Annotated in this window: 28 protein-coding genes, 4 tRNA genes and 1 pseudogene; 23 read left to right on the forward strand and 10 right to left on the reverse strand. The window is 68.8% G+C overall.

The window, feature by feature from the left end; all coding sequences use genetic code 11:
• The first annotated feature begins 74 nt into the window (after window positions 1-74).
• On the forward strand, window positions 75-938 hold the full coding sequence (gene htpX, locus ACIBTS_RS29515; RefSeq protein WP_079660462.1) for a zinc metalloprotease HtpX: 864 nt from the start codon (window positions 75-77) through the stop codon (window positions 936-938).
• 15 nt (window positions 939-953) lie between these two features.
• Here the strand turns inward: htpX and ACIBTS_RS29520 are convergent, their stop codons facing one another.
• Together ACIBTS_RS29520 and ACIBTS_RS29525 are read right to left on the reverse strand one after the other, a co-directional pair.
• Window positions 954-1,331, reverse strand: coding sequence for a transposase (locus ACIBTS_RS29520; protein ID WP_399323379.1), 378 nt, complete (start codon window positions 1,329-1,331; stop codon window positions 954-956).
• Between the two features lie 588 nt (window positions 1,332-1,919).
• Window positions 1,920-2,321, reverse strand: a complete 402-nt coding sequence (locus ACIBTS_RS29525) for a YccF domain-containing protein (RefSeq protein WP_399323381.1) — start codon at window positions 2,319-2,321, stop codon at window positions 1,920-1,922.
• A 119-nt stretch (window positions 2,322-2,440) separates the two neighbouring features.
• On the opposite strand from ACIBTS_RS29525, the pseudogene ACIBTS_RS29530 reads away from it, so the two are divergent.
• Together ACIBTS_RS29530 and ACIBTS_RS29535 are read left to right on the forward strand one after the other, a co-directional pair.
• Window positions 2,441-2,676, forward strand: a pseudogene (locus tag ACIBTS_RS29530) (YccF domain-containing protein).
• 124 nt (window positions 2,677-2,800) lie between these two features.
• The gene (locus tag ACIBTS_RS29535; RefSeq protein ID WP_399323383.1) at window positions 2,801-3,364 is read left to right on the forward strand and encodes an SMI1/KNR4 family protein; all 564 of its coding nucleotides are present in this window, start codon (window positions 2,801-2,803) and stop codon (window positions 3,362-3,364) included.
• 303 nt (window positions 3,365-3,667) lie between these two features.
• On the opposite strand, the gene ACIBTS_RS29540 is transcribed toward ACIBTS_RS29535, so the two are convergent.
• A complete protein-coding gene (locus tag ACIBTS_RS29540) occupies window positions 3,668-4,954 on the reverse strand; it encodes an APC family permease (protein WP_399323386.1) in 1,287 nt (428 codons plus the stop codon).
• A 194-nt stretch (window positions 4,955-5,148) separates the two neighbouring features.
• Here ACIBTS_RS29540 and ACIBTS_RS29545 point away from each other — a divergent pair, with 194 nt between their 5' ends.
• Window positions 5,149-5,415, forward strand: coding sequence for a GlsB/YeaQ/YmgE family stress response membrane protein (locus ACIBTS_RS29545; RefSeq protein ID WP_399323389.1), 267 nt, complete (start codon window positions 5,149-5,151; stop codon window positions 5,413-5,415).
• Between the two features lie 75 nt (window positions 5,416-5,490).
• Here the strand turns inward: ACIBTS_RS29545 and ACIBTS_RS29550 are convergent, their stop codons facing one another.
• Entirely contained in the window at window positions 5,491-5,979 is a 489-nt protein-coding gene (locus tag ACIBTS_RS29550; protein WP_079660457.1) for a YajQ family cyclic di-GMP-binding protein, read from the reverse strand.
• A gap of 236 nt (window positions 5,980-6,215) precedes the next feature.
• Here ACIBTS_RS29550 and ACIBTS_RS29555 point away from each other — a divergent pair.
• Window positions 6,216-6,297, forward strand: a tRNA-Tyr gene (locus tag ACIBTS_RS29555).
• A 101-nt stretch (window positions 6,298-6,398) separates the two neighbouring features.
• Here the strand turns inward: ACIBTS_RS29555 and ACIBTS_RS29560 are convergent.
• Window positions 6,399-6,698, reverse strand: a complete 300-nt coding sequence (locus tag ACIBTS_RS29560; protein ID WP_334577844.1) for a hypothetical protein — start codon at window positions 6,696-6,698, stop codon at window positions 6,399-6,401.
• Between the two features lie 98 nt (window positions 6,699-6,796).
• On the opposite strand from ACIBTS_RS29560, the gene ACIBTS_RS29565 reads away from it, so the two are divergent.
• A complete protein-coding gene (locus ACIBTS_RS29565) occupies window positions 6,797-7,036 on the forward strand; it encodes a hypothetical protein (protein WP_399323392.1) in 240 nt (79 codons plus the stop codon).
• 22 nt (window positions 7,037-7,058) lie between these two features.
• Here the strand turns inward: ACIBTS_RS29565 and ACIBTS_RS29570 are convergent, their stop codons facing one another.
• The gene (locus tag ACIBTS_RS29570; protein WP_399323395.1) at window positions 7,059-7,715 is read right to left on the reverse strand and encodes an SDR family oxidoreductase; all 657 of its coding nucleotides are present in this window, start codon (window positions 7,713-7,715) and stop codon (window positions 7,059-7,061) included.
• Between the two features lie 173 nt (window positions 7,716-7,888).
• Complete coding sequence (locus ACIBTS_RS29575) at window positions 7,889-9,223, reverse strand: hydrolase (protein WP_399323398.1); 1,335 nt, start codon at window positions 9,221-9,223, stop codon at window positions 7,889-7,891.
• Window positions 9,224-9,480: 257 nt separating this feature from the next.
• On the opposite strand from ACIBTS_RS29575, the gene ACIBTS_RS29580 reads away from it, so the two are divergent.
• From ACIBTS_RS29580 to ACIBTS_RS29605, 6 genes are all read left to right on the forward strand, one after another.
• A tRNA-Thr gene (locus ACIBTS_RS29580) sits at window positions 9,481-9,553 on the forward strand.
• Between the two features lie 46 nt (window positions 9,554-9,599).
• A tRNA-Met gene (locus ACIBTS_RS29585) sits at window positions 9,600-9,672 on the forward strand.
• Between the two features lie 88 nt (window positions 9,673-9,760).
• Entirely contained in the window at window positions 9,761-9,925 is a 165-nt protein-coding gene (rpmG, locus tag ACIBTS_RS29590; protein ID WP_003948671.1) for a 50S ribosomal protein L33, read from the forward strand.
• Between the two features lie 181 nt (window positions 9,926-10,106).
• Window positions 10,107-10,595, forward strand: a complete 489-nt coding sequence (locus tag ACIBTS_RS29595) for a MaoC family dehydratase N-terminal domain-containing protein (RefSeq protein WP_399323400.1) — start codon at window positions 10,107-10,109, stop codon at window positions 10,593-10,595.
• Window positions 10,596-10,602: 7 nt separating this feature from the next.
• Entirely contained in the window at window positions 10,603-11,031 is a 429-nt protein-coding gene (locus ACIBTS_RS29600; RefSeq protein ID WP_319334151.1) for a MaoC family dehydratase, read from the forward strand.
• Between the two features lie 379 nt (window positions 11,032-11,410).
• Window positions 11,411-12,466: a UDP-N-acetylmuramate dehydrogenase gene (locus ACIBTS_RS29605; protein ID WP_399323402.1), complete on the forward strand. Its 1,056-nt coding sequence runs from the start codon at window positions 11,411-11,413 to the stop codon at window positions 12,464-12,466.
• Between the two features lie 27 nt (window positions 12,467-12,493).
• Here the strand turns inward: ACIBTS_RS29605 and ACIBTS_RS29610 are convergent, their stop codons facing one another.
• On the reverse strand, window positions 12,494-13,126 hold the full coding sequence (locus tag ACIBTS_RS29610; protein WP_399323404.1) for an NAD(P)-dependent oxidoreductase: 633 nt from the start codon (window positions 13,124-13,126) through the stop codon (window positions 12,494-12,496).
• Window positions 13,127-13,222: 96 nt separating this feature from the next.
• Between ACIBTS_RS29610 and ACIBTS_RS29615 the strand changes: the two genes are divergently transcribed.
• Window positions 13,223-13,810, forward strand: a complete 588-nt coding sequence (locus ACIBTS_RS29615) for a TetR/AcrR family transcriptional regulator (RefSeq protein WP_399323405.1) — start codon at window positions 13,223-13,225, stop codon at window positions 13,808-13,810.
• Window positions 13,811-13,814: 4 nt separating this feature from the next.
• Here the strand turns inward: ACIBTS_RS29615 and ACIBTS_RS29620 are convergent, their stop codons facing one another.
• Both ACIBTS_RS29620 and ACIBTS_RS29625 read right to left on the reverse strand, forming a co-directional pair.
• Window positions 13,815-14,846 carry an adenosine deaminase gene (locus tag ACIBTS_RS29620; protein WP_399323407.1) on the reverse strand — a complete coding sequence of 344 codons (1,032 nt, stop codon included), beginning with the start codon at window positions 14,844-14,846 and terminating at the stop codon, window positions 13,815-13,817.
• Between the two features lie 145 nt (window positions 14,847-14,991).
• A complete protein-coding gene (locus ACIBTS_RS29625; protein ID WP_319334140.1) occupies window positions 14,992-16,218 on the reverse strand; it encodes a pyridoxal phosphate-dependent aminotransferase in 1,227 nt (408 codons plus the stop codon).
• A 240-nt stretch (window positions 16,219-16,458) separates the two neighbouring features.
• Between ACIBTS_RS29625 and ACIBTS_RS29630 the strand changes: the two genes are divergently transcribed.
• The 10 genes from ACIBTS_RS29630 (at window position 16,459) to rpoB (ending at window position 26,687) form a co-directional block, all read left to right on the forward strand.
• Window positions 16,459-16,531 (forward strand) — tRNA-Trp (locus ACIBTS_RS29630).
• A 116-nt stretch (window positions 16,532-16,647) separates the two neighbouring features.
• Window positions 16,648-16,935: a preprotein translocase subunit SecE gene (gene secE, locus ACIBTS_RS29635; RefSeq protein WP_079660434.1), complete on the forward strand. Its 288-nt coding sequence runs from the start codon at window positions 16,648-16,650 to the stop codon at window positions 16,933-16,935.
• Between the two features lie 80 nt (window positions 16,936-17,015).
• Complete coding sequence (gene nusG / locus ACIBTS_RS29640) at window positions 17,016-17,873, forward strand: transcription termination/antitermination protein NusG (RefSeq protein WP_319673714.1); 858 nt, start codon at window positions 17,016-17,018, stop codon at window positions 17,871-17,873.
• A 159-nt stretch (window positions 17,874-18,032) separates the two neighbouring features.
• Entirely contained in the window at window positions 18,033-18,467 is a 435-nt protein-coding gene (gene rplK / locus ACIBTS_RS29645) for a 50S ribosomal protein L11 (RefSeq protein ID WP_005481290.1), read from the forward strand.
• An 82-nt stretch (window positions 18,468-18,549) separates the two neighbouring features.
• Window positions 18,550-19,275: a 50S ribosomal protein L1 gene (gene rplA / locus ACIBTS_RS29650; RefSeq protein ID WP_319673713.1), complete on the forward strand. Its 726-nt coding sequence runs from the start codon at window positions 18,550-18,552 to the stop codon at window positions 19,273-19,275.
• A 176-nt stretch (window positions 19,276-19,451) separates the two neighbouring features.
• Window positions 19,452-20,354: a hypothetical protein gene (locus ACIBTS_RS29655; RefSeq protein ID WP_399323410.1), complete on the forward strand. Its 903-nt coding sequence runs from the start codon at window positions 19,452-19,454 to the stop codon at window positions 20,352-20,354.
• A 92-nt stretch (window positions 20,355-20,446) separates the two neighbouring features.
• Window positions 20,447-21,268: a hypothetical protein gene (locus ACIBTS_RS29660; protein ID WP_399323412.1), complete on the forward strand. Its 822-nt coding sequence runs from the start codon at window positions 20,447-20,449 to the stop codon at window positions 21,266-21,268.
• Window positions 21,269-21,562: 294 nt separating this feature from the next.
• Window positions 21,563-22,093 (forward strand): 50S ribosomal protein L10, encoded by a 531-nt coding sequence (gene rplJ / locus ACIBTS_RS29665; RefSeq protein ID WP_399323413.1) that lies wholly within the window; start codon window positions 21,563-21,565, stop codon window positions 22,091-22,093.
• Between the two features lie 127 nt (window positions 22,094-22,220).
• Window positions 22,221-22,601 (forward strand): 50S ribosomal protein L7/L12, encoded by a 381-nt coding sequence (rplL, locus tag ACIBTS_RS29670; RefSeq protein WP_399323415.1) that lies wholly within the window; start codon window positions 22,221-22,223, stop codon window positions 22,599-22,601.
• Window positions 22,602-23,201: 600 nt separating this feature from the next.
• The gene (gene rpoB / locus ACIBTS_RS29675; protein ID WP_079660428.1) at window positions 23,202-26,687 is read left to right on the forward strand and encodes a DNA-directed RNA polymerase subunit beta; all 3,486 of its coding nucleotides are present in this window, start codon (window positions 23,202-23,204) and stop codon (window positions 26,685-26,687) included.
• The last annotated feature ends 106 nt before the right edge of the window (window positions 26,688-26,793 follow it).

Genomic DNA, 26,793 nt, shown 5'->3' on the forward strand with positions numbered 1-26,793 from the left:
GCACCAGTGCCACCGGAGAACAGCAAGATCCGCAAGCAAAGGGTTCCCCTGCTGCACGACTTGGAGGGCGTACCGTGCACCGCCGGCACAACGGGCTCAGGACCGCAGTACTCCTCGGGGGACTGTCCGCACTCATCATCGTCATCGGCAGCTTCTTCGGCCGCACCGGGCTCGTTGTCGCAGTCCTGATCGCGCTCGGCACCAACGCGTACGCGTACTGGAACAGCGACAAGCTGGCGCTACGCGCGATGCGCGCCCGCCCGGTGAGCGAGTTCGAGGCCCCCGCCCTCTACCGGATGGTCCGCGAGCTCTCCACCCAGGCCCGCCAGCCCATGCCCCGCCTGTACATCTCCCCGACCGAGGCGCCCAACGCCTTCGCGACCGGCCGCAACCCGCGCAACGCCGCCGTGTGCTGCACGGACGGCATCCTGCGCCTCCTCGACGAGCGCGAACTGCGCGGCGTCATCGGTCACGAGCTCAGCCACGTCTACAACCGCGACATCCTCATCTCCTCGGTCGCCGGCGCCCTCGCTTCCGTGATCATGTTCCTGGTCAACTTCGCCTGGCTGATCCCGATCGGCCGCTCCGACGACGATGACGGCCCCGGCATCCTCGGCATGCTCCTGATCATGATCCTGGGCCCGCTCGCCGCAAGTCTCATCCAGCTCGCGATCAGCCGCTCCCGGGAGTACGAGGCGGACGCCTCGGGGGCCCAGCTCACCGGTGACCCACTGGCCCTCGCGAGCGCCCTGCGCAAGCTGGAGACGGGCACCAAGCAGCTTCCGCTGCCCCCGGAGCCCCGCATCGAGACCGCGAGCCACATGATGATCGCGAACCCCTTCCGCCCGGGCCAGGGAATCTCCAAAATGTTCTCGACGCACCCGCCGATGGCGGACCGCATCGCCCGGCTGGAGAAAATGGCAGGTCGCCACCAGTGAAGAACATCCTGAACGTCATCTGGCTGATCCTGAGCGGCTGAAGCTCCGGGAGAGAGAGATCTTTTCCACGTTCGCCAAGGCAGCGTCGACGCGACTCCAGGTGCCTTCTGACGTCCAGGTGTTGAAGTGCTTCGAGGCTTGGATCGTGGCACCAGTTTCCTTGAGCACGTTAGGCCACGATTTACCGGTCCGTGCCTTGTAGAAGATCGCCTCTACGGAACGATGGACCGTGCCCCCACGTCCCTCGGGCAGTAGGGGAGCGGCCTTTGCCCACTGCTCATCAGAGAGCGAAACAGCGGGGATCGCGCCCGTGATGGTGACCTTCAGTTCCAGCATGGACAAGATGGCAGCTTGTTGCTCTGGAGCCATGTCCGGGAAGGACTTCTTCGCCATGCTCACCAGCGCGATGAGATCACCGGCGCGCTGATGGGACTGTCTCAAATCCCAGGGCAACGTGAGTTTCTGACGTTACGTTGGGTTTTCTGCGGGTTCGTCCGCCGATGGGCCTGCGGTCCGAACAGAACTCGCGGGATGAACACGCGCGACGGCAGAAGAGAGCATTTTGTCTGGAAGCCAGATGGCCTTCGTCTCAGTCACTGGATCCACCCCCGTTGTTGCGCTGGCACCCGGCTCAACTCTTGATTGACACGGAGTCTTCGACGATGCCCACAGCGATCAGTGCGCCGAAGGGGGAGGGTCGCGAAGCCCGTCGTATCGCCACCAGGCATCCGTGATCGTGTCGGAAATGCCGGTGTGGCCGACGTGGTGGGCGCGTTCGGCGCGGAGTGCTGCGTAGGTGGTGGAGCAGGCGCGGGATTTGGTGAGGATGTGGTTCCGGCAGCTGAGGGGGCGGGTCCTGGCCTGGAAGCGGCGAGACCCGTACTCGGGAGGCTGCCGAGCCGCCAACAGGCGCGCAGGAGAGCGCGAACGTATTCGCTCACGCGTACTGGGTCGATGTTGGCCCAGTTGGTGACTCTGTGATCAGCGTTCGCCGAACCGCTGATCTGTCGGCACAACCTCGCGCCCCAGCGGCATGAGCGAGATCGGGATCAGCTTCAGATTGGCCCAGCCGAACGGGATGCCGATGATCGACAGGAACAGCGGAATGCTCGTGACGAGGTGGGCCAGAGCCAGCCACCAGCCCGCGAAGATCACCCAGATCACGTTCCCGATGAACGACCCGGCCCCAGCGCCCGGCCGCTCCACAGTGGTGCGGCCGAACGGCCAGATGACGAAGCCGGCGATGCGCAGCGACGCGATGCCGAATGGGATGGTGACGATCAAGACGAAGCAGATCAGCGCGGCGATCAGGTAGCCGATGGCCATCCAGATGCCGCAGAAGACGAGCCAGATGATGTTCAGCAGCAGGTTGAACAGCTTCATGATCGACACCTTCCAAGGTGGGTCCGCCCGTACCGTCCTGGTACCACCAATATCAGCAGGTCACGCCTTCAGGCGGAACCGCAGCGCCCTTGTAGCGTGATCGAGAACGTTCGAAGACGATCCCGTTCGGCATCGCCGCCTTTCGGATCGGGATCTTCGCCCTCTGGCCGTTCGGCTACACGACGGTCGCCGCGACGGGGGGCTCTCCACCGACCACATCGTCACCGGCCTCCTCCGCTGCGTCACGATCATCGGAACACCGTTCGGCATCGCGAACTTCAAGCTGATTCGGGTCTCGCTGTTCCCCCTCGGCGGCGAAATCGTGCCCACCGACCAGCCGTTCGCCTCGCGCTGACTGCGCAGGCCCCGGCTGCTCGCCGTCCACAGCCGGTCTGCGTCGCGCCGTGGTTGGTTGTCCACAACGGGCGAGTTATCCACAGGCCGCCCCGACTGTCAGTGGCGGCTTGCATCATGAACGCATGACCGAGAACGAGCAGTTGCTGGCAAGGGTGGCGGCCAAGGCGGCCACCACCCGCCCGTGGGGCTGGCCTTCGCTCCCCGACCCCGTGGACGAGGCCACCCTCTCCCGTGCCGAGGCCGCCCTCGGCTTCCGCCTGCCCCCACTGCTCGCCGACCTCTACCTGCGCATAGGAGACGGCGGATTCGGCCCGGAGTACGGCCTGCTGCCCCTCTTCGACAGCCCTCCGGCCGGCGAACCCGCCGCCGTCACCCAATACCTCGCCAACCGCGAAAGCGGCCGCCAGGACCCCGACTGGCCCTGGCCCGAGGGCCTCCTGCCGATATCCCACTGGGGCTGCGCGATGTACGCGTGCGTGGACTGCCACTTCCCACAGGAGACGGTCCTGCTTTTCGAACCCAACCCGGGCGACCCCGACCACGCCTGGTTCGTCGACGCCCCCAGCCTCACGGACTGGCTGCACGCCTGGCTCGACGGCACCGGCTGGTACGACGTCATGGACGAGGACCTCAGCCTGACGCCCTGGACCGAGTTCCGAATACGCACGTCGGCGACTCGGGCCTGACGTCACACAGAACACAGGAGAGGTGGGCGAGGGGGGCGGGCGTAGCGATTCGACACCGTGGTCGGCGGCGGCAGCAGCCGGCTCCCGCGCACGCGCCGACCGGAGGCCTCACACCGCCGTCCGCGCGACTGCACGTCCACCGAGCGCCGCCCTACGGGGGAACCCGCTCACCTGGCGCCCGACAGGAACCCGCTTGTCCGCCGCTCTACGGGAACCGCACAGCCCACCCTCGGCCCCGCAGTCCCGACCCCGACCTCTACCCCTCCCCGACCTCGACCCCGTCCCCTCCTCGGCCCCGTACGGCTATCGCGCGCCCGCCCGCCGCCGTACCCCGTACGCGAGCACGCCCACAGCCAGCACCCCCGTACCCGCAACCACCGAAGTCCCCGGCAGCGCGAATGCGAGGACCGTGCAGCCCAGGAGTCCCGCGGCGGGCAGCACCCGCCTGGCGGGGGCCGAATCCAGCGTCCAGGCCGAAGCGTTGGCCACCGCGTAGTACGCCAGCACACCGAAGGAGGAGAACCCGATAGCGCCCCGGACATCCACCGTGGCGGCCAGGACCGCGACCACCGAGCCCACAGCGAGCTCGGCCCGGTGCGGCACCTGGAAGCGCGGATGGACGGCCGACAGGGCGCCGGGCAGGTGCCCGTCCCTCGCCATCGCCAGCGTCGTGCGCGAGACGCCCAGGATGAGGGCGAGCAGTGAGCCCAGCGCGGCCACTGCCGCCCCGACCCGCACCACCGGCACCAGCCCGGGCACTCCCGCCGCCCGCACCGCGTCGGCCAGCGGCGCACCAGCCCGTCCGAGGCCGTCCACTCCCAGCACGGAAAGGACAGCGACCGCCACACACGCATACACAGCCAGCGTGATCCCCAGGGCCAACGGGATCGCGCGGGGGATGGTGCGCGCGGGGTCCCGCACCTCCTCGCCGAGGGTCGCGATGCGCGCGTACCCGGCGAAGGCGAAGAACAGCAGGCCGCCGGCCTGCAGCACCCCGCCGACACCCTCGGAGACGCCGATGTCCAGCCGCCCCGCCTCGGCGGCGCCGGACGACAGGCACACGACCACTACGGAAGCGAGGACCGCCAGGACCACCGCCACGATCGCCCGCGTCAGCCAGGCCGACTTCTGGATGCCGCCGTAGTTCACCGCGGTCAGCGCCACCACTGCCGCGACCGCCACCGCGTGCGCCTGCCCCGGCCAGACGTACGCCCCGACCGTCAGCGCCATCGCCGCACAGGAGGCCGTCTTCCCGACCACGAACGACCAACCAGCCAGATACCCCCAGAAGGCGCCGAGCCGCTCGCGCCCGTACACATAGGTGCCGCCCGAGGCCGGATACAGCGCGGCGAGTCGCGCCGACGACATGGCGTTGCAGTAGGCGACCACTGCGGCGAGCGCGAGTGAGAGAAGCAGCCCGGAGCCCGCTGCATGAGCGGCTGGAGCGAGAGCGGCGAAGACGCCGGCACCGATCATCGAGCCGAGCCCGATGACCACGGCGTCGCCGACGCCCAGTGTCCGCCGCAGCTCGGCGGGCGAACCGACAGGTGAACCGGCAGGCGATCCCGTGGGCGATCCGGACTGAGTCATGGGCCGCACCCTACTGATCGACGGAACCACCGGGTGCCGTCGCGGCGTCGTCCACATCAACACGGCGCGAACCCACGTGCGACGAAACACGCGGGTGGCGCGGGGCGCGGCGAGACGAGCACGGCCCGTCCGGAGCGAGCGACATCACAGTGCCCGGACAGCACGGGCACAGCACGGAAGGGCAGGTTCAGGACATGAGCATCATCAGCTGGATCATCCTCGGGCTGTTGGCCGGAGTCATCGCCAAGGTCCTGCTGCCTGGTCGTGACCCGGGCGGCTTCATCGGTACGACCCTCATCGGCATCGCGGGCGCGTTCATCGGCGGCTGGATATCGACCCGCTGGCTGGACCACCCCATCACCAAGGACTTCTACGACGGCGCCACCTGGGCCGCGGCGATCGGCGGTTCGCTCGTGCTCCTGATCGTCTACCGCCTGCTGTTCGGCAACTCGCGCGACTGAGTCAACCCGGAGCAGTCCTGTCGGCGGCCGGGAGGACCACAAGGGTGGGCACCCGACGGGCGCCCACCCGGCCGACTACCGGTAGTTCACGAACTGCAGCGCGAAGTCGAAGTCCTGGCCCTTGAGAAGGGTGATGACGGTCTGCAGGTCATCGCGGCTCTTGGAGCTGACGCGCAGCTCCTCGCCCTGCACCTGGGCCTTCACACCCTTGGGGCCCTCGTCGCGGATGAGCTTCGCGACCTTCTTCGCGTTCTCCTGGGAGATGCCCTCCTTGATCTCCGCGAAGAGCTTGTACTCCTTGCCGGAGAGCTGGGGCTCGCCCGCGTCCAGCGCCTTGAGCGAGATCCCGCGCTTGATCAGCTTGGACTGGAACACGTCGAGGACAGCGTTCACCCGGTCCTCGGAGTTCGCCTCCATGAGGATCTTGTCACCGGACCACGAGATCGAGGCACCGACGCCCTTGAAGTCGTAGCGCTGCGAGATCTCCTTGGCGGCCTGGTTGAGGGCGTTGTCGACCTCCTGCCGCTCGACCTTCGAGACGATGTCGAAACTGGAGTCGGCCATGTCCTGTGGCTCCTTGTATCGGGGTTGTATCGGAGTGCGTGTCGGGCGGGTATCGGCGTACGTGGGGATGACCGCCGAGCCCGGCGTGATCCCGGGCCGCATCCGGACAAGCCTAGCCACCCCGCTCGCCCCGGGCGGCGAGGAATCAGGTGGCGAAGCACCCCGGTGCATCGGGTATCGTTTACGTCGTTGCCAGGGAGCACCGCCGAAAAGCGGTTCGAATGGGCAGCAACCCCGGCGGTGTGCCCGAGCGGCCAAAGGGAGCAGACTGTAAATCTGCCGGCTCAGCCTTCCCAGGTTCGAATCCTGGCGCCGCCACGCTGAGAGAGGGAACCCCTCCATACTGCGGAAACGCAGGATGGAGGGGTTTCTTCGTGTGTGAGGGGGGAAGTGCGCGGGGCGACCGCGCTTCACTCGCCCTACTCTCCCTCGGGCGATGTTTGCGAGCTGTCTCCCGGTGGCTTCCCCGCCCTTTTCACCTCCGCCTCGACGTCTGTACGCGGTTTGTTCTCGTCCTTGGCGTACTCGGTCACCGCGGCCTGGACGTCGCGGGCGAGGTCGCGCCAGGCACGCCAGGCGGTTTCGTAGGTGTCGGTCTGGATCTCCGACCAGGGGGTGGCCGTGGGTGCGCCGTACGCGTCCCGCAGCTCTTCGACCCTCGCGTGTGCCTCGTCGGCCGCGCGCTGCTTCTCCACGAGTTCCTCGAAGGTATGTGCCACGTGTACGGATGCTAAGCAGGTGACCGCACTTCCGCGCGGCGAGCGGGGCGCGTCCCGCCACGGGATACCCGCGTGGCCCACTGGGGCAGACTGGCCCCATGTCCAGCACGTCCAGCACGTCCAGCACGTCCAGCCGTCGTAGAACCTGCCCCGAGTGCCGTCGCGAGATCGCCGTCGTCGCCGGACGGTTCGCCCGGCACGACCCGCCGGGCGCGCGGGAGAGCGGGGAGCTCGTCTCCTGCCCCGGCTCCCGCAGGACGGCGCAACTCGGCGCAGCCCAGCCGTCGTTGGACGGATATACAGTCCCGGAGTTCCCGGGACAGCTGCCTCTCTTCTAGCGCCGGCGCCGCGCGGCTGCCCTCAGTTCCCCGCCACCGCCTTCACCGCCACCGACACCGGTGCCGAGCCGCTGATCAGCTCCAGGGTGAGGCCGGACGTCGCCGGGGTGTCCAGCAGCTCAGCCAGCACGGCCGCCACGTCGTCGCGCGGGACGGGACCACGGCCCGTACGGGCCTCCAGGCGGACCAGACCGGTGCCGGCGTCGTCCGTCAGCGCGCCCGGCCGCAGGATCGTCCAGTCGAGGGAGCTCAGGCCCTGCACGTACGCGTCCGCCTCGCCCTTGGCGCGCTGGTAGACGTCGAAGGCCTCGTCGCCCTGGTGATCGGCGTCCGCACCCATCGACGACACGACCACGAAGCGCCGTACGCCCGCCCGGACCGCGGCGTCCGCGAACAGCACCGCCGCGCCCCTGTCCACCGTGTCCTTGCGGGCCGTCCCGCTGCCCGGGCCCGCGCCCGCCGCGAACACCGCCGCATCCGCGCCGCGCAGCCGCTCCGCGACCTCCTCGACGGACGCCGACTCCAGGTCCAGGACCACCGGTTCGGCACCGGCCGCCCGCAGGTCGTCGGCCTGCTCGGCCTTGCGGATGATCCCCGCGACCTCGTCTCCGCGCGCGGCGAGCAGACGCTCCAGCCGCAGCGCGATCTGACCATGTCCACCAGCGATGACAATGCGCATGCTTCCGACCGTACGCCCGGACAACCCCATCCGCCGCATGACTTCGGCCAGACCCCGCCCGTATTGCCGACCGCACCCCCGACCGCGCCCCCGAACCCCCAAAGCGGCCCTTCCGGCTGGGCCGCGGCCCCCAACTCCTCGGCGTCCTCGGCGTCCTCGGCGGCCGCGGCGTTCTACGAAAGCTCCCCCCTGCCCTGCCTCGGCAGGCCCAACTCCGTTGCGGCCGTCGAGTTGCAGTACTCGCGGACCGCGCTCGTGCGGGCCACCACGCGCCCCCGGTGGATCACGATCCGGCTGTACGCCAGCGACAGGACGTCCGCCAGCCGGTCGCCGCGGACGGCCAGCAGGTCGGCCGGGAACCCCGCCTCCACGCGGACCTCGGGCAGGCCCAGAGCGGCCCGTGCGGACGTGCTCACGGCGTCGTAGGCGTCCTCGGGGCGCAGGCCGTGGCGGGAGGCGAGCAGGTAGGCCGCCTCCAGGGGGTCGCCGCGGCCGACCGGGTTGGAGACGTCCCGCAACGCCCCGCTGCCGGCCGCCACCCGCACCCCGGCCGCACGCAACAGCCGTACGGGTGCCGCGCCCCGGTGTTGGGCGGAGCCGCAGCCGCCCTGGGGGAGGCAGACCACCGTCACGCCGGCGGCGGCCAGTTGGCCGGCGGCGCGGCCGGCCGTCTCGGCGGAAAGGTGGTCGAGGCCACCGCAGGGGCTGAGGGTGACGCCGGGGCGCAGGCCGCCGGCCATCGCGGCGAGGCGGGCGAGACGCGCCGGGTCGGCGGCGTCGGTGTGCAGGTCGACGGGACAACCGTGCTCGGCGGCGACCTCCAGGACGGCCTCCACGTAGCCCGTCGGATCGGGGTCCAGGTCCGGGCAGCCGCCCACCACCGAGGCGCCCATCTTCACCGCGTCGTGCAGCATCGCGAGCCCGTCCGCCCCCGCTGCCCCCGTCAGCACCCGGGGAACCGCCACGGCCGTCAGCTCGACGAGCCCGCGCAGCGAACGCCCGGCCTGGAGTACGGCGGCCAGCGCGCCGAGACCCTGGACGTCGCCCACCCGCACATGGGCGCGCAGCGCTGTCGCGCCATGGCCGAGCTGCAGCAGCGCGGCCTCCGTGGCACGACGCTGGACGTCCAGAGGGGCGTACGAGACGGGGCCGTCGATGTCGGCCGTGAGCGCGGCGTCGGCGTGCGCGTGCGGCTCGGCGGGTGCGGGGAGCAGGAGGTAGCCCCCGAGGTCCAGGCGCGTGCCGCCGGGGGACTGGCCGGTCGCCGGGCCCACGGTCAGGCTGCCGGCCGTGCCGACCGCCTCGATGCGCCCGCCGCCCAGCCGTACGTCCACGGTCCGGCCGTCCGTCAGACGCGCCCCGCACAACAGGAGGGGGGCCGGGTCCGGCGAGTCTCCCGAAGCACCGGACCAGGACGACCAGGGCGACCAGGGCGACCAGGACGACCAGGACGACCGGGACGGCCAGGACGACCACGAGGGGGGCGGCTGCGGCTGGCTGTCGGGCATCGCGCTCCAGGGGCTCGGCGACTGTGTCGTACGAGATCACGCGGGAACGCAAGATCACGCAGAGTGAGTCGAGCCTAGGGCGGCGGTTCGGGGCGGGCGGGGAGGAGCGCAATAGTCATACCGGTGTGGTCGGACGTGTCGGAGGGGCTCAGGAGACCGCCGGGACCTTGGGGAAACGGCCCCCTCGGCGGCCCCGTAGGGCCTCGCGAAACGGATTTGGGTGAACGGCTGCGGACCGTGTAATGTCTTCATCGCTCGCCCCAATAGCTCAGTCGGCAGAGCGTCTCCATGGTAAGGAGAAGGTCTACGGTTCGATTCCGTATTGGGGCTCTGGTGGGTGAGGTTCCCGTCGCAAGGCGGGACCTGATCCCATCAAAGCGGTGTAGCTCAGTCGGTAGAGCAAGCGGCTCATAATCGCTGTGTCACCGGTTCAAGTCCGGTCACCGCTACTGACAGTAGCCGATTGTGGGGTCGGTCCTTCGATCGGCTACTCTTTTATGCGTTAATCGTCCCATCCGTTCGTCAAGGAGCACTCCTGTGGCTGCCACCGACGTCCGCCCGAAGATCACGCTGGCCTGCGTGGAGTGCAAGGAGCGGAACTACATCACCAAGAAGAACCGGCGTAACAACCCGGACCGACTGGAGATGAAGAAGCACTGCCCGCGTTGCAACGCGCACACCGCGCACCGCGAGACGCGATAAATCAGGCTCGTATGCGAGGCCGTCCCCGAGTGATCGGGGGCGGCCTCGTGTCGTTGAGTGATCCGTACCGGTTGGTAAGCCTGATCACTGGATCCGGTCGGTGAAGCCGGCCAGTAATGCAGCACAGCCAGTAACGCAACGCAGCGCAACCACGCAGAGCAACCAGGAGGTGCCGAGGCCCATGGCGCTCGACCAGTCCTTCGTCGGGCGGATCTACCCGCCCACCGATCCCTATGAGGTCGGCCGGGAGAAGATCCGCGAGTTCGCCGAGGCCGTGGGCGACGCCAACCCGGCGTACACCGACCCGGAAGCCGCCAAGGCGCTTGGATACGCCGATGTGATCGCGCCTCCGACCTTCGTGTTCTCGATCACCTTCAAGGCGGCGGGACAGGTCGTCCGGGACCCTCAGCTGGGCCTCGACTACAACCGCGTGGTGCACGGCGACCAGAAGTTCGCCTACAAGCGTCCGGTGCGCGCCGGCGACCGGCTCACGGTCACTTCGACCATCGAGGCGGTCAAGTCCATGGCCGGCAACGACATCCTGGACATCCGTGGCGAGGTCCACGACGAGTCCGGCGAGCACGTCGTCACCGCCTGGACCAAACTGGTCGCCCGCGCGGCGGAGCCTGAGCAGGCATCGACGCCCGCAGAAACAGACGCGGAGGCGTGAGGAACCGATGACAGCGAAGATCGCTTACGACGACGTCGAGGTCGGCACCGAGCTGCCGGCCCAGTCCTTCCCTGTGAACCGCGCCACGCTCGTGCAGTACGCCGGTGCCTCGGGGGACTTCAACCCCATCCACTGGAACGAGAAGTTCGCCAAGGAGGTGGGCCTGCCGGACGTCATCGCGCACGGCATGTTCACCATGGCCGAGGCGATCCGCGTCGTCACCGACTGGACCGGCGACCCGGGCGCGCTCGTCGACTACGGAGTCCGCTTCACCAGGCCGGTCGTGGTCCCGAACGACGACCAGGGCGCGGTGATCGAGGTCACCGGCAAGGTCGGCGCCAAGCTCGACGACAACACCGTGCGGGTCGACCTGACCGTGACCAGCGGCGGACAGAAGGTGCTCGGGATGTCCCGGGCGGTCGTGCGGCTGGGCTGACGTCGGGCGGTTGCGCGCAGGTACGTGAGTAAGGGGCGTTCTCCATTGCGGGGCGCTCCTTACTTGTTTGCGGCCCCCTACCTGCCCCAACGGGCGAGGCCGGGACGACGTTCCGTCGGCCCTTGGCGCAGGCCTCGCGGTGCCCCTCCCGGCCCTTGGCGCAGGCCTCGCGGTGCCCCTCCCGGCCCTTGACGCAGGCCTCACGGTGCCCTTCCCGGCCCCCTCCCCTCAGCCGCGTCGGCATGGCGTTGTTCTTCACCCCGGCCTCCAACCTGGTGGTGTCCAGCGTCCGTCTGCGGGAGCACGGTCGACGGCGGTGCCGACGGTGCCGACGGGACGGCGGGCGGGGCTGTCGGTGGTGTCTCGTAGGCTTGGGCGCGTGCAGGAACTCCAGGACGCCCCGCTCGCCCCGCTGACCACCTTCCGGCTGGGCGGTCCCGCCACCAGGCTGGTGACCGCGACGACCGACGCCGAGGTGATCGCCGCCGTGCGCGAGGCCGACGCCGACGGCACACCGCTGCTCGTCGTCGGCGGCGGCTCCAACCTCGTCATCGGCGACAAGGGCTTCGAGGGCACGGCCCTGCGCATCGCCACCCGAGGCTTCGAACTCCTCGGGACCCGGCTGGAACTGGCCGCAGGCGAGGTCTGGACCGACGCCGTCGCCCGCACCGTGGAGGCCGGGCTCGCCGGCGTCGAGTGCCTGGCCGGCATCCCCGGCTCGGCGGGCGCCACGCCGATCCAGAACGTCGGGGCGTACGGCCAGGAGGTCTCCTCGACGATCACCGAGGTCATCGCCTACGACCGCCGGGCGGGCGAGACGGTCGCGCTCACCAACGAGGAGTGCGCCTTCTCCTACCGTCACAGCCGCTTCAAGGCCGACCCCGAGCGGTATGTCGTCCTGCGCGTCCGCTTCGAACTGGCCGACGCGGACGGGCTGTCGGCGCCCCTGAAGTACGCCGAGACGGCACGCGCGCTGGGCGTCGAACCGGGGGACCGGGTGCCGCTCGCGCAGGCGCGCGAGACCGTGCTGAAGCTGCGCGCCGGGAAGGGCATGGTCCTCGACGCCGAGGACCACGACACCTGGTCGGCCGGTTCGTTCTTCACCAACCCGATCCTCACCGACACCGACTTCGCCGTGTTCCACGCGCGCGTGCGCGATCGGCTGGGCGACGGAGTGGAACCGCCCGCCTATCCGGCCGGCGAGGGCCACACCAAGACCTCCGCTGCCTGGCTGATCGACAAGGCCGGCTTCACCAAGGGATACGGCAGCGGGCCCGCCCGCATCTCCACCAAGCACACCCTCGCCCTCACCAACCGCGGCTCGGCCACCACGGAGGACCTGCTGGCGCTGGCCCGCGACGTCGTGACCGGCGTGCGCGAGGCCTTCGGGATCACCCTGGTCAACGAGCCGGTGATGGTGGGCGTCAGCCTGTAGGCGCCCGTCGAGCGGGCCGCCGGCCTGCTAGTAAGCCACCCCCACCCCCTGCTTCACCGTCCCCGTGTCTTCCACCATCGCCAGCATCGCGTGCGCCACGTCGGCCCGCCCGATGAACCGGCCCTTGCGCGGGAAGCCGCCCACAACGGTCCGGTATGCCCCGGTCACCGGCTTGTCCTGCAGCCGGGGCGGTCGTACCACCGTCCAGTCGGTGGCGCTGCGCGCCAGTTCCGCCTCCATCTCCCGCAGGTCGGCGTACACGTCCTTCAGGGCCGCCGAGACGATGCCGCGCACCGTGCGGTCCAGGGCGCCGTCCCCCTCCGGCTCCGGGCCGACCGGACCGGCGCTCACCACGAGCAGTCGGCGCACGCCTTCCGCCTCCAGGGCCGACAGGACCGTACGCGTCAGCCGGGCGGCGACGCCGGCGTCCTGGCGGCGGCGCGCGCCGAGCCCGGACAGGACGGCGTCCCGGCCGGTCACGGCGGGGCGCAGCGCCTCCGGGTCGGTGAGGTCCGCGCGGACCACCTCCAGGCGTCCGCCGGTGACGGCGAGCCGGGCGGGATCCCGTACGACGGCCGTGACCTCGTGGCCCGCGTCCAGGGCCTGACGGACCAGCTCCCGGCCGATGCCTCCGGTGGCGCCGAAAACGGTGAACTTCATGGCGTGCTCCTCCCCCTCGGGTGGGTGAGCATTCACTCACCCTTGCTTCCTCTAGAGTGGGTAAGCATTCACCCACCCGTCAAGAGGGGAACCCGCATGGATCGACCGGCCCGCGTCCGCATCCTCGACGCCGCGCACGAGCTGATGCTCACCGTCGGACTGGCCCGTGCCACCACCAAGGAGATCGCGAAGGCCGCCGGCTGCTCCGAGGCGGCGCTCTACAAGTACTTCGCGAGCAAGGAGGAGCTGTTCATCCGCGTCCTCGCGGAGCGGCTGCCCCGGCTGACCCCGATGCTGAACAGCCTGGCCGCGGAGCCCGGCCGGGGCACGCTGGAGGGGAACCTCACCGAGATCGCCCGCCACGCGGCGCTCTTCTACGAGCAGAGCTTCCCGATCGCGGCCTCCCTGTACGCCGAGACCCAGCTCAAGCGGCGGCACGACGAGGCCATGCGGGAGCTGGGCGCGGGCCCCCACGTGCCGATCGAGCAGCTCGCGGCGTATCTGCGGGCCGAGCAGGGCGTGGGCCGGGTCCGGCAGGAGGCGGACGTGTTCGCCGCGGCCGCGCTGCTGATGGGGGCCTGCGCCCAGCGGGCGTTCGCCTACGACGCGCTGGGAGAGCGGCCGGACGCGGCAGACTTCGCCGCCCGCCTGGCCCGTACCCTGCTGGCCGGCATCGCCGGCTGAGGGCTCAGGACGCCAGCCAGTCCTCCACGCCCGACAGCAGCTTCACCTGCACGTCCTGCGGCGCCGCCGATCCCCGTACCGACTGCCGGGCCAGTTCCGCCAACTCCTCGTCCGTGAAGGCGTGGTGATGGCGGGCGAGGTCGTACTGGGCCGCCAGCCGCGAACCGAACAGCAGCGGGTCGTCGGCGCCCAGGGCCATGGGGACGCCCGCGTCGAACAGGGTCCGCAGCGGAACGTCCTCCGGCTTCTCGTAGACGCCCAGCGCCACGTTCGACGCCGGGCACACCTCGCAGGTCACGCCCCGGTCGGCGAGCTTCTTCAGCAGCCGCGGATCCTCGGCCGCCCGCACCCCGTGCCCCAGCCGGTTCGCGTGCAGATCGTCCAGGCAGTCGCGCACGGACGCAGGCCCCGTCAACTCGCCGCCGTGCGGCGCGGACAGCAGACCGCCCTCGCGCGCGATGGCGAACGCCCGGTCGAAGTCCCGGGCCATGCCCCGACGTTCGTCGTTCGACAGCCCGAACCCCACCACCCCCCGGTCCGCGTACCGCACGGCCAGCCGGGCCAGAGTGCGGGCGTCCAGCGGATGCTTCATACGGTTCGCCGCCACCAGCACCCGCATGCCGAGCCCGGTGTCGCGCGAGGCCGACTCCACCGCGTCCAGGATGATCTCCAGCGCCGGGATCAGCCCACCCAGCCGAGGCGCGTACGACGTCGGGTCCACCTGGATCTCCAGCCAGCCCGAGCCGTCCTTCAGGTCCTCCTCCGCGGCCTCCCGCACCAGCCGATGGATGTCCTCCGGCTCCCTGAGGCACGAGCGCGCCGCGTCGTACAGGCGCTGGAAGCGGAACCAGCCCCGCTCGTCGGTGGCCCGCAGCTTCGGGGGCTCCCCGCTCGTCAGCGCCTCGGTCAGCGCCTCGGGCAGGCGCACGCCGTACTTGTCGGCCAGTTCCAGCACGGTGGCCGGCCGCATCGAACCGGTGAAGTGCAGGTGCAGATGGGCCTTCGGCAGCTCAGAGACATCACGTACACGCTCCATTGGGTGATCCTGCCGTACGCGGGCGTCGTCCGGGTAGCCGATTCCCCGAACGTGGCCTTGCTCGCACACAGCAACGGGCCGCCTCCCGAAGGAGACGGCCCGCGGACTGCTCACGTGAGTAGTCGGTCCCTGGCTGTGGGGCCGGTCAGTCCCTGGCCTCCGCCAGCAGCTTCTGGATGCGGCTCACGCCCTCGACGAGGTCCTCGTCGCCCAGCGCGTACGACAGGCGCAGATAGCCCGGCGTGCCGAAGGCCTCGCCCGGCACCACCGCGACCTCGGCCTCCTCCAGGATGAGCGCGGCGAGCTCGACCGAGTCCTGCGGGCGCTTGCCGCGGATCTCCTTGCCGAGCAGCCCCTTCACCGACGGGTAGGCGTAGAACGCGCCCTCGGGCTCCGGGCAGAGGACGCCGTCGATCTCGTTGAGCATCCGCACGATGGTCTTGCGGCGCCGGTCGAAGGCCTCGCGCATCTTCGCGACCGCCTCCAGATCACCGGAGACGGCGGCCAGCGCGGCGACCTGCGCCACGTTGGAGACGTTCGACGTGGCGTGCGACTGCAGGTTCGTCGCGGCCTTGACGACGTCCTTCGGACCGATGATCCAGCCCACCCGCCAGCCGGTCATCGCGTACGTCTTGGCGACACCGTTGACGACGATGCACTTGTCGCGCAGCTCAGGGAGGATCGCGGGCAGCGAAGTGAACGTCGCGTCGCCGTAGACGAGGTGCTCGTAGATCTCGTCGGTCATCACCCACAGGCCGTGCTCCACGGCCCAGCGGCCGATCGCCTCGGCGTCCTCGGCACTGTAGACCGCGCCCGTCGGGTTGGAGGGCGAGACGAAGAGGACGACCTTCGTGTTCTCGGTGCGCGCCGCCTCCAGCTGCTCGACGGAGACCCGGTAGCCGGTCGTCTCGTCGGCGACGACCTCCACCGGGACACCGCCGGCCAGCCGGATCGACTCCGGGTACGTGGTCCAGTACGGCGCCGGGACGATGACCTCGTCGCCCGGGTCGAGGATCGCGGCGAACGCCTCGTAGATCGCCTGCTTGCCGCCGTTGGTCACCAGGATCTGGGACGCGTCGACCTCGTAGCCGGAGTCGCGCAGCGTCTTCGCGGCGATCGCGGCCTTCAGCTCGGGCAGACCGCCGGCCGGCGTGTACCGGTGGTACTTCGGGTTCTTGCAGGCCTCGATCGCGGCCTCGACGATGTAGTCCGGAGTCGGGAAGTCGGGCTCACCGGCGCCGAAGCCGATCACCGGCCGCCCGGCGGCCTTCAGGGCCTTGGCCTTGGCGTCCACGGCGAGAGTGGCGGACTCGGAGATCGCGCCGACTCGGGCGGAGACCCGGCGCTCGGTGGGAGGGGTTGCAGCGCTCATGGGGTCCATGGTTTCAGACCGGAAACCCGCCCGGCACACGGGTTTCACGGACTGGTCAGCCGACGGTCCATCAGCGTGAACATCGTGGTGAACAGCGGAGCGAATCCGATCAAGAACGCTTTCCGTTCGACGAGGGGCCCAAGACCACGTACACTCACACGTCGTTGGCCTTCAACGCCGCGCCACAACAGGTGCACACCGAGCACCCGGTCGGATGCGGTACGTTGGGGAACACAACAAAGGGTCGTAGCTCAATTGGTAGAGCACTGGTCTCCAAAACCAGCGGTTGGGGGTTCAAGTCCCTCCGGCCCTGCTACACACACCATCACCAGGATGTGTGCGCAGCGCATGTACGTACAGCAGCAATGCACCGCCGTGCGGCTCAGACCGGGCGCGGCACGGCCACGACCCGGGAACAGGTGAGGACGAATGGCGGACGCCGTGGGCTCCATCGACACGCCTGATGCCCAGGACGAGGTGCCTGAGGCGCAGAAGAAGACCCGCAAGGGCGGCAAGCGCGCCAAGAAGGGCCCGCTGAAGCGTCTGGCCATCTTCTATCGGCAGATCGTCGCGGAGCTCCGCAAGGTCGTATGGCCGACGCGGAGCCAGCTGACGACGTACACGACCGTGGTGATCGTCTTCGTCGTCATCATGATCGGCCTGGTGACCGTGATTGACTATGGACTCAGCCACGCCGCCAAGTACGTCTTCGGCTGATCCAATCGCGAAGGGCGCCGAGGTATCCGGCGCCCCTTTCGCATGTTCCACCCCTATGTATCCAGGAAGAAGCAGCCACCGTGTCTGACCAGAACCTGAACGAGGACGTCGAGTCCGTGGACGACGAGCTCGACATCGTCGAGGGCGCGGACGAGGACCTGGACGAGTTCGAGGCTGCCGAGGCCGAGGCGGGCGAGCCCGCTGAGGAAGCCGCGCTCCACGTCGAGGACGAGGAAGCCGAGGGCGAGGAAGCCGACGAGGACGTCGAGGACGAGGACGTCGTCGCCGACGAGGCCGAGGAAGCGGAGCCGGCCGAGCCCGTCGACCCCGTCGTCGCCCTGCGCGAGGAGCTGCGCACCCTCCCCGGCGAGTGGTACGTGATCCACACGTACGCCGGTTACGAGAACCGCGTGAAGACCAACCTGGAGCAGCGCGCCGTCTCGCTGAACGTCGAGGACTACATCTTCCAGGCCGAGGTGCCGCAGGAAGAGGTCGTCCAGATCAAGAACGGCGACCGCAAGACCATCCGTCAGAACAAGCTCCCCGGCTATGTGCTGGTGCGCATGGACCTGACGAACGAGTCCTGGGGCGTCGTCCGCAACACCCCCGGCGTCACCGGCTTCGTGGGCAACGCCTACGACCCGTACCCGCTGACCCTGGACGAGATCGTCAAGATGCTCGCCCCGGAGGCCGAGGAGAAGGCCGCCCGCGAGGCCGCCGAGGCCGAGGGCAAGCCGGCTCCGGCCCGCAAGGTCGAGGTCCAGGTGCTGGACTTCGAGGTCGGCGACTCGGTCACCGTCACCGACGGCCCGTTCGCCACGCTGCAGGCCACGATCAACGAGATCAACGCCGACTCGAAGAAGGTCAAGGGCCTCGTCGAGATCTTCGGTCGCGAGACCCCGGTCGAGCTCAGCTTCGACCAGATCCAGAAGAACTAGATCTCACTGCTTCCGACCAGGTCAGGCGGGCTGCCTCAGCTTGCCTGACCTGCTCGGTTTTTGGCCGCGCATCTATACCCGTTATCGTTGTGCGGTATGCCTGCGTTCGGTTGGTTCCCTGGCGCGGGCATGGACCCGAATGAAAGGACCCGGAGAGCAATGCCTCCCAAGAAGAAGAAGGTCACGGGGCTCATCAAGCTCCAGATCAACGCCGGTGCGGCGAACCCGGCCCCGCCGGTCGGCCCCGCGCTCGGTCAGCACGGCGTCAACATCATGGAGTTCTGCAAGGCCTACAACGCCGCGACCGAGTCGCAGCGTGGCTGGGTGATCCCGGTGGAGATCACGGTCTACGAGGACCGTTCCTTCACCTTCGTCACCAAGACGCCGCCGGCCGCGAAGATGATCCTCAAGGCCGCCGGTGTCGAGAAGGGCTCGGGCGAGCCGCACAAGACCAAGGTCGCCAAGATCACCGAGGCGCAGGTCCGTGAGATCGCCACGACCAAGCTGCCCGACCTGAACGCCAACGACCTGGACGCCGCGTCGAAGATCATCGCCGGCACCGCCCGTTCCATGGGCATCACCGTCGAGGGCTGACCTCACCCCCCCGTACCAAGCAGACGTGTGGAAGGGCCTGCTCGGCCCGTACCACGACTCCTCAGAATCACCAGGAGCAGTAGTGAGCAAGCGCAGCAAGTCTCTCCGCGCTGCGGACGCCAAGATCGACCGGGAGAAGCTGTACGCCCCGCTCGAGGCCGTCCGTCTCGCCAAGGAGACCTCCACGAGCAAGTTCGACGGCACCGTCGAGGTCGCCTTCCGCCTGGGTGTCGACCCGCGCAAGGCCGACCAGATGGTCCGTGGCACCGTGAACCTGCCGCACGGCACCGGCAAGACCGCCCGGGTCCTGGTCTTCGCGACCGGTGACCGTGCTGCGGCCGCGGAGGCCGCGGGCGCCGACATCGTCGGCTCCGACGAACTGATCGACGAGGTCGCGAAGGGCCGTCTGGACTTCGACGCCGTCGTCGCCACCCCGGACCTCATGGGCAAGGTCGGCCGTCTCGGCCGCGTGCTCGGTCCGCGTGGTCTGATGCCGAACCCGAAGACCGGCACTGTCACCCCCGACGTGGCCAAGGCCGTCACGGAGATCAAGGGCGGCAAGATCGAGTTCCGCGTCGACAAGCACTCGAACCTGCACTTCATCATCGGCAAGTCGTCCTTCGACGACACCCAGCTGGTGGAGAACTACGGCGCGGCCCTGGAGGAGATCCTCCGTCTGAAGCCGTCCGCCGCCAAGGGTCGCTACATCAAGAAGGCCGCGATCAGCACCACGATCGGCCCCGGCATCCAGGTCGACCCGAACCGCACCCGCAACCTCCTCGTCGAGGAGGACCCGGCCGCGGTCTGAACCTGACGGTTCGCCCTGAGTCGGCGACGAGCCCCGCAACCTTTCGAGGTGCGGGGCTCGTCCCTTTCGCCGTACGGGTGTCAGTGCTGTGCGTTAGCGTGCAGTCACGGGAATCCTTGGGGGTGGGGCGAGTGAAGCGTGCGACCGTGCGCCGGGCAAGTCTGTCGATCGTTGCGATGACGCTGTTCACGGGGGTGGCCGCCTGCAGTTCCGGCGGGTCGGGCGGGTCCGCGAGCTCCTCGAGTTCCGAAAGCTCCGCGAGATCCGGTGGTGGCTCCGACAAGGGCGGCGGGGGCGGCAGTCCGCGGCTCAGCCCCATAGCGGCCCTGCGCACCGCCGAGAAGTCCACCGACGGCGCCGACTCCGCCAAGGTCGAGTCGACCACCACGATGGGCTCGGTGATGTCGATGACCGCCGACGGCGCCCTCGGCTGGGGCGACGGCCTCACCGGCACCCTCACCATCACCTACACCGGTGGCACCATGGCCGACACCATGCGCCAGCTGGGCACCACGTCGATGGAGGCCCGCTATCTGCCCGACGCCTACTACGCCAGGATGGGCGACACCTTCGCCACCCAGGCCGGCGGCCGGCACTGGATCAAGTACGCCTACGACGACCTGGAGAGCCTCGGCGGCTCCTCCGGCGCGTATCTGAAGGACCAGATGCAGAACACCACCCCCAACCAGTCGGTGAAGCTCCTGCTGGCCTCCGGGGACGTGCGGGAGGTCGGCGAGGAGAAGGTGCGGGGGCAGCACACCACGCACTACTCGGGCACGCTCGCCGTGGCCGACCTCGCCGAGAAGAACTCCAGCCTCACCCGCAGCCAGCTCGACGACCTGCGCAAGACGCTGGAGCAGGCCGGCGTGACCACCGAGACCGTCGACATCTGGGTCGACGACCGGGACCTGCTGGTCAAGAAGATCGAGAAGGGCCAGACCACGGCGGGCGCCTACTCCCAGACCGCGTACTACACCGACTACGGCACCAAGATCTCCGCCCGGACGCCCCCGGCGAGCGACACCGCCGACTTCACGGAGCTGGTGAAGCAGCAGAAGGGGGCAGGCGTCGGCTCGTAATTCACGAGACCTCCCCGGCCTCTGCGGGATACCTTCACGGTCTTGCTGCGCATCGACCGTGTGTTCTCTGTATGGGGTTCTGGGGGAAATGAATGAGATCTTCCGTAGGCGTCCTCGGGCTGTCCGCGCTGCTCGTCGCCGGCTGCGCGGCGACGGGCGGCACGGACGGCGGCGGTGACTCGAAGGCCGCAGCCGCCGTCACCCGCGCCGCGAAGAAGGCGGAGCAGCCCGTGTCCCTGCGCTACCGCATGACCGGCCGGACCCCGGAGGAGGGCCGGATCAAGGCCGAGGCCGCCATCGGCGTCAAGCCGCCGGCCATGAGCCTGAAATCCACCGTGCTCAGCGGCCCGGACCAGGGCACGGGCGAGTACCGGATGGTCGACGGAGCGCTGTACGTGGGCACCGACGAGGCCAACGAGGACGGAAAGCACTGGGTCAAGTTCGGTGCGCCGGGCAAGTCCGGCACGCCCGGCGGCCTCAAGGTCGACACCGGCACGGCGACCGACAAGGTCCGTGAGAACCCCTCCCACGAGAGCGGCTTCCTCACCGCGGCCGACGACCTGAAGAAGGCCGGCGCCGAGACCGTCGAGGGCGTCCGCACCACGCACTACACGGGCACGGCCACCATCGACGAGATCCGCGCCGCCTACAAGGGCGACGCCGCGGGCGTCCGGCAGCGGACCGAGAAGAGTCTCGCGCAGTACGAGAAGCTGGGCGTCGACGAGCTCACCATGGACCTGTGGGTCGACGCCGAGGACCGCACGCGGCAGCTGCGCATGCAGGGCATGGGGCGGCACGGCCAGCTCGACCTCACCATCACGTTCCTCGACTTCGGCAAGCCCGTGACCGTGAAGGCGCCGCCCGCCTCCGACACCGTCGACATGGCCAAGGAGCTGAAGGAGGCCCGCGGCTGAGCCGGAAGAGGGCCCGTCCGGGCGGATTTGCTTGACGGTGACCCGTTCACGTACTCTTCCCCAGAAGCCAAAGACCGCTGGTCGTTGCCGTGCTCTCGGACAGAGGGGGCGGTGGCCGAAGGATCCGCTGCAATGCGGACGACCCGCGCAGGTGTCAGTGGATGTGCTCCCGGATCGAACTCCTTCCATGGATTCGTTCGGTCGAGCTACGCCCCGTGCGCCTGCGCCGGGGCGTTTCGTCTGTCACAGCCCCTTCTGAGCGGTCCTCATCACCCGGAAGGAGGCCGACGCTCTATGGCAAGGCCCGACAAGGCTGCCGCGGTAGCCGAGCTGACGGAGTCGTTCCGCAGCTCGAACGCCGCCGTGCTGACCGAGTACCGGGGTCTCACCGTGGCGCAGCTGAAGACGCTGCGTCGTTCGCTCGGTGAGAACGCCCAGTACGCCGTGGTGAAGAACACGCTGACCAAGATTGCGGCCAACGAGGCCGGGATCAAAACGCTCGACGACCTGTTCAACGGTCCGACGGCGGTCGCCTTCATCACCGGTGACCCGGTGGAGTCGGCGAAGGGTCTTCGTGACTTCGCCAAGGACAACCCGAACCTCGTCATCAAGGGCGGTGTCCTTGACGGCAAGGCGCTGTCCGCCGACGAGATCAAGAAGCTTGCGGACCTCGAGTCCCGCGAGGTTCTGCTCAGCAAGCTGGCGGGTGCCTTCAAGGGCAAGCAGTCTCAGGCTGCTCAGCTCTTCCAGGCGCTTCCCTCGAAGCTCGTCCGCACCGTGGACGCTCTTCGCGCCAAGCAGGCCGAGCAGGGCGGTGCCGAGTAATTCGGCTCCCGAAATGACCGCGGCCTGAGGCAGCCCGCCTGAAGCAGTGGTCGTTAGCGGGCCGAACGTACGCCCGCCAGACATGTACATACCGGCACCAGCCGAATAAGTGGAAGGATCGCCCACCATGGCGAAGCTCAGCCAGGAAGACCTGCTCGCGCAGTTCGAGGAGATGACCCTCATCGAGCTCTCCGAGTTCGTGAAGGCCTTCGAGGACAAGTTCGACGTCACCGCCGCCGCCGCGGTTGCCGCTGCCCCGGCCGGCCCCGCCGCCGTCGCTGAGGTTGCCGAGGAGCAGGACGAGTTCGACGTCGTCCTCACCGGCGCCGGCGAGAAGAAGATCCAGGTCATCAAGGTCGTGCGTGAGCTGACCTCCCTGGGTCTGAAGGAGGCCAAGGACCTCGTGGACGGCGCCCCGAAGCCCGTTCTCGAGAAGGTCGCCAAGGAGGCCGCCGAGAAGGCCGCCGAGTCCCTCAAGGCCGCCGGCGCCTCGGTCGAGGTCAAGTAAGTAACCCTGTCCGGCTACCGCCGGGTGGCTCACGGTCGGCGACGACCGTACGCGAAGGCTGAATCAGTCCCTCCGGGGTTGTAACGCCGACGCACCGAAGAGCGATCATCCATCTGGGTGGTCGCTCTTCGTCGTTCCTGGGGGCGCGGCCACGGTTACCTCGCACCCCTGTGAGCGGGGGGTATGGTGATCTTCGTCGTGTCTCCGAGCGCCCCGGTCAGCGCGGGGAGGCCTTGACGAACCGCACGCAGCGCGCAATTCTCAGGACGCGTCGTCACAAGGATCCGAATCCGAGGCATGGATCGGCGACGAAGAGGGCAGTATCACCGTGCGTTGAGGACGAGCAGACCGAGGGCGTTGAGAACCACGAGGGTCTCGAAAAACCCGCACTGGACATCAGTGTGCCAAGTGGCTACACTGACCCTTTGCGCTGCCTGTTAGCTGTCCCCTGCCCGTCACCAGGGGCATGCCCTCCCTTGAGTCCGGACGATCAGACCTCCCTGACCTGGCCCTTTTTGCCAGATCCGGAAAGCTGTCTCCGTGCACAGGAGAGGGGCCGGTACGCGCGTAGTGAGTCCGAGCCCTCGGAAGGACCCCCTCTTGGCCGCCTCGCGCAACGCCTCGACCGCGAATACGAACAACGCTGCCAGCACCGCCCCGCTGCGCATCTCCTTTGCAAAGATCAAGGAGCCCCTCGAGGTTCCCAACCTGCTCGCGTTGCAGACCGAGAGCTTTGACTGGCTGCTCGGGAACACCGCCTGGCAGAGTCGGGTCGAGGCGGCTCTGGAGTCGGGTCAGGACGTCCCCACGAAGTCCGGTCTGGAGGAGATCTTCGAGGAGATCTCCCCGATCGAGGACTTCTCCGGGTCGATGTCGCTGACCTTCCGCGACCACCGTTTCGAGCCGCCTAAGAACAGCATCGACGAGTGCAAGGACCGTGACTTCACGTACGCGGCCCCGCTCTTCGTGACGGCCGAGTTCACGAACAACGAGACCGGCGAGATCAAGTCCCAGACGGTCTTCATGGGCGACTTCCCGCTCATGACGAACAAGGGCACCTTCGTCATCAACGGCACCGAGCGTGTCGTGGTGTCCCAGCTGGTCCGTTCGCCGGGTGTCTACTTCGACTCCTCCATCGACAAGACGTCCGACAAGGACATCTTCTCCGCCAAGATCATTCCTTCCCGGGGTGCCTGGCTGGAGATGGAGATCGACAAGCGCGACATGGTCGGTGTGCGCATCGACCGCAAGCGCAAGCAGTCCGTCACCGTTCTCCTGAAGGCTCTCGGCTGGACGACCGAGCAGATCCTCGAGGAGTTCGGCGAGTACGAGTCCATGCGCGCCACCCTGGAGAAGGACCACACCCAGGGCCAGGACGACGCGCTGCTCGACATCTACCGCAAGCTGCGTCCGGGCGAGCCCCCCACGCGTGAGGCCGCGCAGACGCTGCTCGAGAACCTCTACTTCAACCCCAAGCGCTACGACCTCGCGAAGGTCGGCCGCTACAAGGTCAACAAGAAGCTGGGTGCGGACGCTCCGCTGGACGCGGGTGTCCTGACCGTCGAGGACGTCATCTCGACGATCAAGTACCTGGTCAAGCTGCACGCCGGCGAGACCGAGACGGCCGCGGACAACGGCCAGACGATCGTCGTCGAGACCGACGACATCGACCACTTCGGCAACCGTCGTCTGCGCAGCGTCGGCGAGCTCATCCAGAACCAGGTCCGCACGGGTCTGGCGCGTATGGAGCGAGTCGTCCGCGAGCGCATGACGACCCAGGACGTCGAGGCGATCACGCCGCAGACCCTGATCAACATCCGGCCGGTCGTCGCCTCCATCAAGGAGTTCTTCGGCACCAGCCAGCTGTCGCAGTTCATGGACCAGAACAACCCGCTGTCGGGTCTCACCCACAAGCGCCGTCTGTCGGCGCTCGGCCCGGGTGGTCTCTCCCGTGAGCGGGCCGGCTTCGAGGTCCGTGACGTGCACCCGTCCCACTACGGACGCATGTGCCCGATCGAGACCCCCGAAGGCCCGAACATCGGCCTGATCGGTTCGCTCGCCTCCTACGGCCGCGTCAACGCGTTCGGTTTCGTGGAGACGCCGTACCGCAAGGTCGTCGACGGCCAGGTCACCGACGAGGTCGACTACCTGACGGCCGACGAGGAGGACCGCTACGTCATCGCGCAGGCCAACGCCACGCTGAACGACGACATGCAGTTCACCGAGGCCCGCGTCCTGGTCCGCCGCCGTGGCGGCGAGGTCGACTACGTCGCCGGTGACGACGTGGACTACATGGACGTCTCGCCGCGCCAGATGGTGTCGGTCGCGACCGCCATGATCCCGTTCCTCGAGCACGACGACGCCAACCGTGCCCTCATGGGCGCGAACATGATGCGTCAGGCCGTGCCGCTCATCAAGAGCGAGTCCCCGCTCGTCGGCACCGGCATGGAGTACCGCTCCGCCGTCGACGCCGGCGACGTGGTCAAGGCCGAGAAGGCGGGTGTGGTCCAGGAGGTCTCCGCGGACTACATCACCACCACCAACGACGACGGCACGTACATCACGTACCGCCTGGCCAAGTTCGCCCGCTCCAACCAGGGCACCTCGGTCAACCAGAAGGTCATCGTCAACGAGGGCGACCGGATCATCGAGGGCCAGGTCCTGGCCGACGGTCCGGCCACCGAGAACGGCGAGATGGCGCTGGGCAAGAACCTGCTCGTGGCGTTCATGCCGTGGGAGGGTCACAACTACGAGGACGCGATCATCCTGTCGCAGCGCCTCGTGCAGGACGACGTCCTCTCCTCGATCCACATCGAGGAGCACGAGGTCGACGCCCGTGACACCAAGCTCGGCCCCGAGGAGATCACCCGGGACATCCCGAACGTCTCCGAGGAGGTCCTCGCCGACCTCGACGAGCGCGGCATCATCCGCATCGGTGCCGAGGTCGTCGCCGGCGACATCCTGGTCGGCAAGGTCACGCCCAAGGGCGAGACCGAGCTGACCCCGGAGGAGCGCCTGCTGCGCGCGATCTTCGGCGAGAAGGCCCGTGAGGTCCGTGACACCTCGCTGAAGGTGCCGCACGGCGAGATCGGCAAGGTCATCGGCGTCCGCGTCTTCGACCGTGAAGAGGGCGACGAGCTGCCGCCGGGCGTGAACCAGCTGGTTCGCGTCTACGTGGCGCAGAAGCGCAAGATCACGGACGGTGACAAGCTCGCGGGCCGTCACGGCAACAAGGGCGTCATCTCCAAGATCCTGCCCATCGAGGACATGCCGTTCCTCGAGGACGGGACCCCGGTCGACATCATCCTCAACCCGCTGGGTGTGCCGTCCCGAATGAACCCGGGACAGGTCCTGGAGATCCACCTCGGCTGGCTCGCCAGCCGCGGCTGGGACGTCTCCGGGCTCGGCGAGGAGTGGGCGCAGCGTCTGCAGGTGATCGGCGCCGACTCGGTCGCCCCCGGCACCAACGTCGCCACCCCGGTCTTCGACGGCGCGCGTGAGGACGAGCTGGCGGGTCTGCTGCAGCACACCATCCCGAACCGCGACGGCGAGCGCATGGTGCAGCCGACCGGTAAGGCGCGGCTGTTCGACGGCCGCTCCGGTGAGCCGTTCCCGGACCCGATCTCCATCGGCTACATGTACATCCTGAAGCTGCACCACCTGGTCGACGACAAGCTGCACGCCCGCTCGACCGGCCCGTACTCGATGATCACCCAGCAGCCGCTGGGTGGTAAGGCGCAGTTCGGCGGTCAGCGCTTCGGTGAGATGGAGGTGTGGGCGCTGGAGGCTTACGGCGCCGCGTACGCCCTCCAGGAGCTGCTGACCATCAAGTCCGACGACGTGACCGGCCGCGTGAAGGTCTACGAGGCCATCGTCAAGGGCGAGAACATCCCCGAGCCCGGCATCCCCGAGTCCTTCAAGGTGCTCATCAAGGAGATGCAGTCTCTCTGCCTGAACGTGGAGGTGCTGTCCAGCGACGGTATGTCCATCGAGATGCGTGACACCGACGAGGACGTCTTCCGCGCGGCGGAGGAGCTCGGCATCGACCTGTCCCGGCGCGAGCCGAGCAGCGTCGAAGAGGTCTGACGGGAGTCCGGTCCGGAGGTTCAGCGATGAAGATCCCTGAGCCTCCGGCCGGCCCCGGGACCCCCGTATCAGACCCCAAGACTTACAACCCTGAGAGGGATTGACG

The sequence above is a fragment of the Streptomyces sp. NPDC050121 genome, from assembly GCF_044460385.1.
Taxonomy (GTDB): Bacteria; Actinomycetota; Actinomycetes; order Streptomycetales; family Streptomycetaceae; genus Streptomyces; species Streptomyces soliscabiei.

What these genes read in the sequence shown, in the direction of transcription:
- ACIBTS_RS29575 (WP_399323398.1), bottom strand. Translation starts at nt 9,223, where the DNA reads ATGCCCGACAGCCAGCCGCAGCCGCCCCCCTCGTGGTCGTCCTGGCCG.
- ACIBTS_RS29565 (WP_399323392.1), top strand. Translation starts at nt 6,797, where the DNA reads ATGTCCAGCACGTCCAGCACGTCCAGCACGTCCAGCCGTCGTAGAACC.
- ACIBTS_RS29610 (WP_399323404.1), bottom strand. Translation starts at nt 13,126, where the DNA reads ATGAAGTTCACCGTTTTCGGCGCCACCGGAGGCATCGGCCGGGAGCTG.
- ACIBTS_RS29525 (WP_399323381.1), bottom strand. Translation starts at nt 2,321, where the DNA reads ATGAAGCTGTTCAACCTGCTGCTGAACATCATCTGGCTCGTCTTCTGC.
- rplK (WP_005481290.1), top strand. Translation starts at nt 18,033, where the DNA reads ATGCCTCCCAAGAAGAAGAAGGTCACGGGGCTCATCAAGCTCCAGATC.
- ACIBTS_RS29570 (WP_399323395.1), bottom strand. Translation starts at nt 7,715, where the DNA reads ATGCGCATTGTCATCGCTGGTGGACATGGTCAGATCGCGCTGCGGCTG.
- ACIBTS_RS29615 (WP_399323405.1), top strand. Translation starts at nt 13,223, where the DNA reads ATGGATCGACCGGCCCGCGTCCGCATCCTCGACGCCGCGCACGAGCTG.
- ACIBTS_RS29600 (WP_319334151.1), top strand. Translation starts at nt 10,603, where the DNA reads ATGACAGCGAAGATCGCTTACGACGACGTCGAGGTCGGCACCGAGCTG.
- rplJ (WP_399323413.1), top strand. Translation starts at nt 21,563, where the DNA reads ATGGCAAGGCCCGACAAGGCTGCCGCGGTAGCCGAGCTGACGGAGTCG.
- ACIBTS_RS29545 (WP_399323389.1), top strand. Translation starts at nt 5,149, where the DNA reads ATGAGCATCATCAGCTGGATCATCCTCGGGCTGTTGGCCGGAGTCATC.
- ACIBTS_RS29655 (WP_399323410.1), top strand. Translation starts at nt 19,452, where the DNA reads ATGACGCTGTTCACGGGGGTGGCCGCCTGCAGTTCCGGCGGGTCGGGC.
- ACIBTS_RS29550 (WP_079660457.1), bottom strand. Translation starts at nt 5,979, where the DNA reads ATGGCCGACTCCAGTTTCGACATCGTCTCGAAGGTCGAGCGGCAGGAG.
- ACIBTS_RS29625 (WP_319334140.1), bottom strand. Translation starts at nt 16,218, where the DNA reads ATGAGCGCTGCAACCCCTCCCACCGAGCGCCGGGTCTCCGCCCGAGTC.
- ACIBTS_RS29595 (WP_399323400.1), top strand. Translation starts at nt 10,107, where the DNA reads ATGGCGCTCGACCAGTCCTTCGTCGGGCGGATCTACCCGCCCACCGAT.
- ACIBTS_RS29535 (WP_399323383.1), top strand. Translation starts at nt 2,801, where the DNA reads ATGACCGAGAACGAGCAGTTGCTGGCAAGGGTGGCGGCCAAGGCGGCC.
- ACIBTS_RS29660 (WP_399323412.1), top strand. Translation starts at nt 20,447, where the DNA reads ATGAGATCTTCCGTAGGCGTCCTCGGGCTGTCCGCGCTGCTCGTCGCC.
- ACIBTS_RS29540 (WP_399323386.1), bottom strand. Translation starts at nt 4,954, where the DNA reads ATGACTCAGTCCGGATCGCCCACGGGATCGCCTGCCGGTTCACCTGTC.
- rplL (WP_399323415.1), top strand. Translation starts at nt 22,221, where the DNA reads ATGGCGAAGCTCAGCCAGGAAGACCTGCTCGCGCAGTTCGAGGAGATG.
- secE (WP_079660434.1), top strand. Translation starts at nt 16,648, where the DNA reads ATGGCGGACGCCGTGGGCTCCATCGACACGCCTGATGCCCAGGACGAG.
- ACIBTS_RS29520 (WP_399323379.1), bottom strand. Translation starts at nt 1,331, where the DNA reads ATGGCGAAGAAGTCCTTCCCGGACATGGCTCCAGAGCAACAAGCTGCC.
- ACIBTS_RS29620 (WP_399323407.1), bottom strand. Translation starts at nt 14,846, where the DNA reads ATGGAGCGTGTACGTGATGTCTCTGAGCTGCCGAAGGCCCATCTGCAC.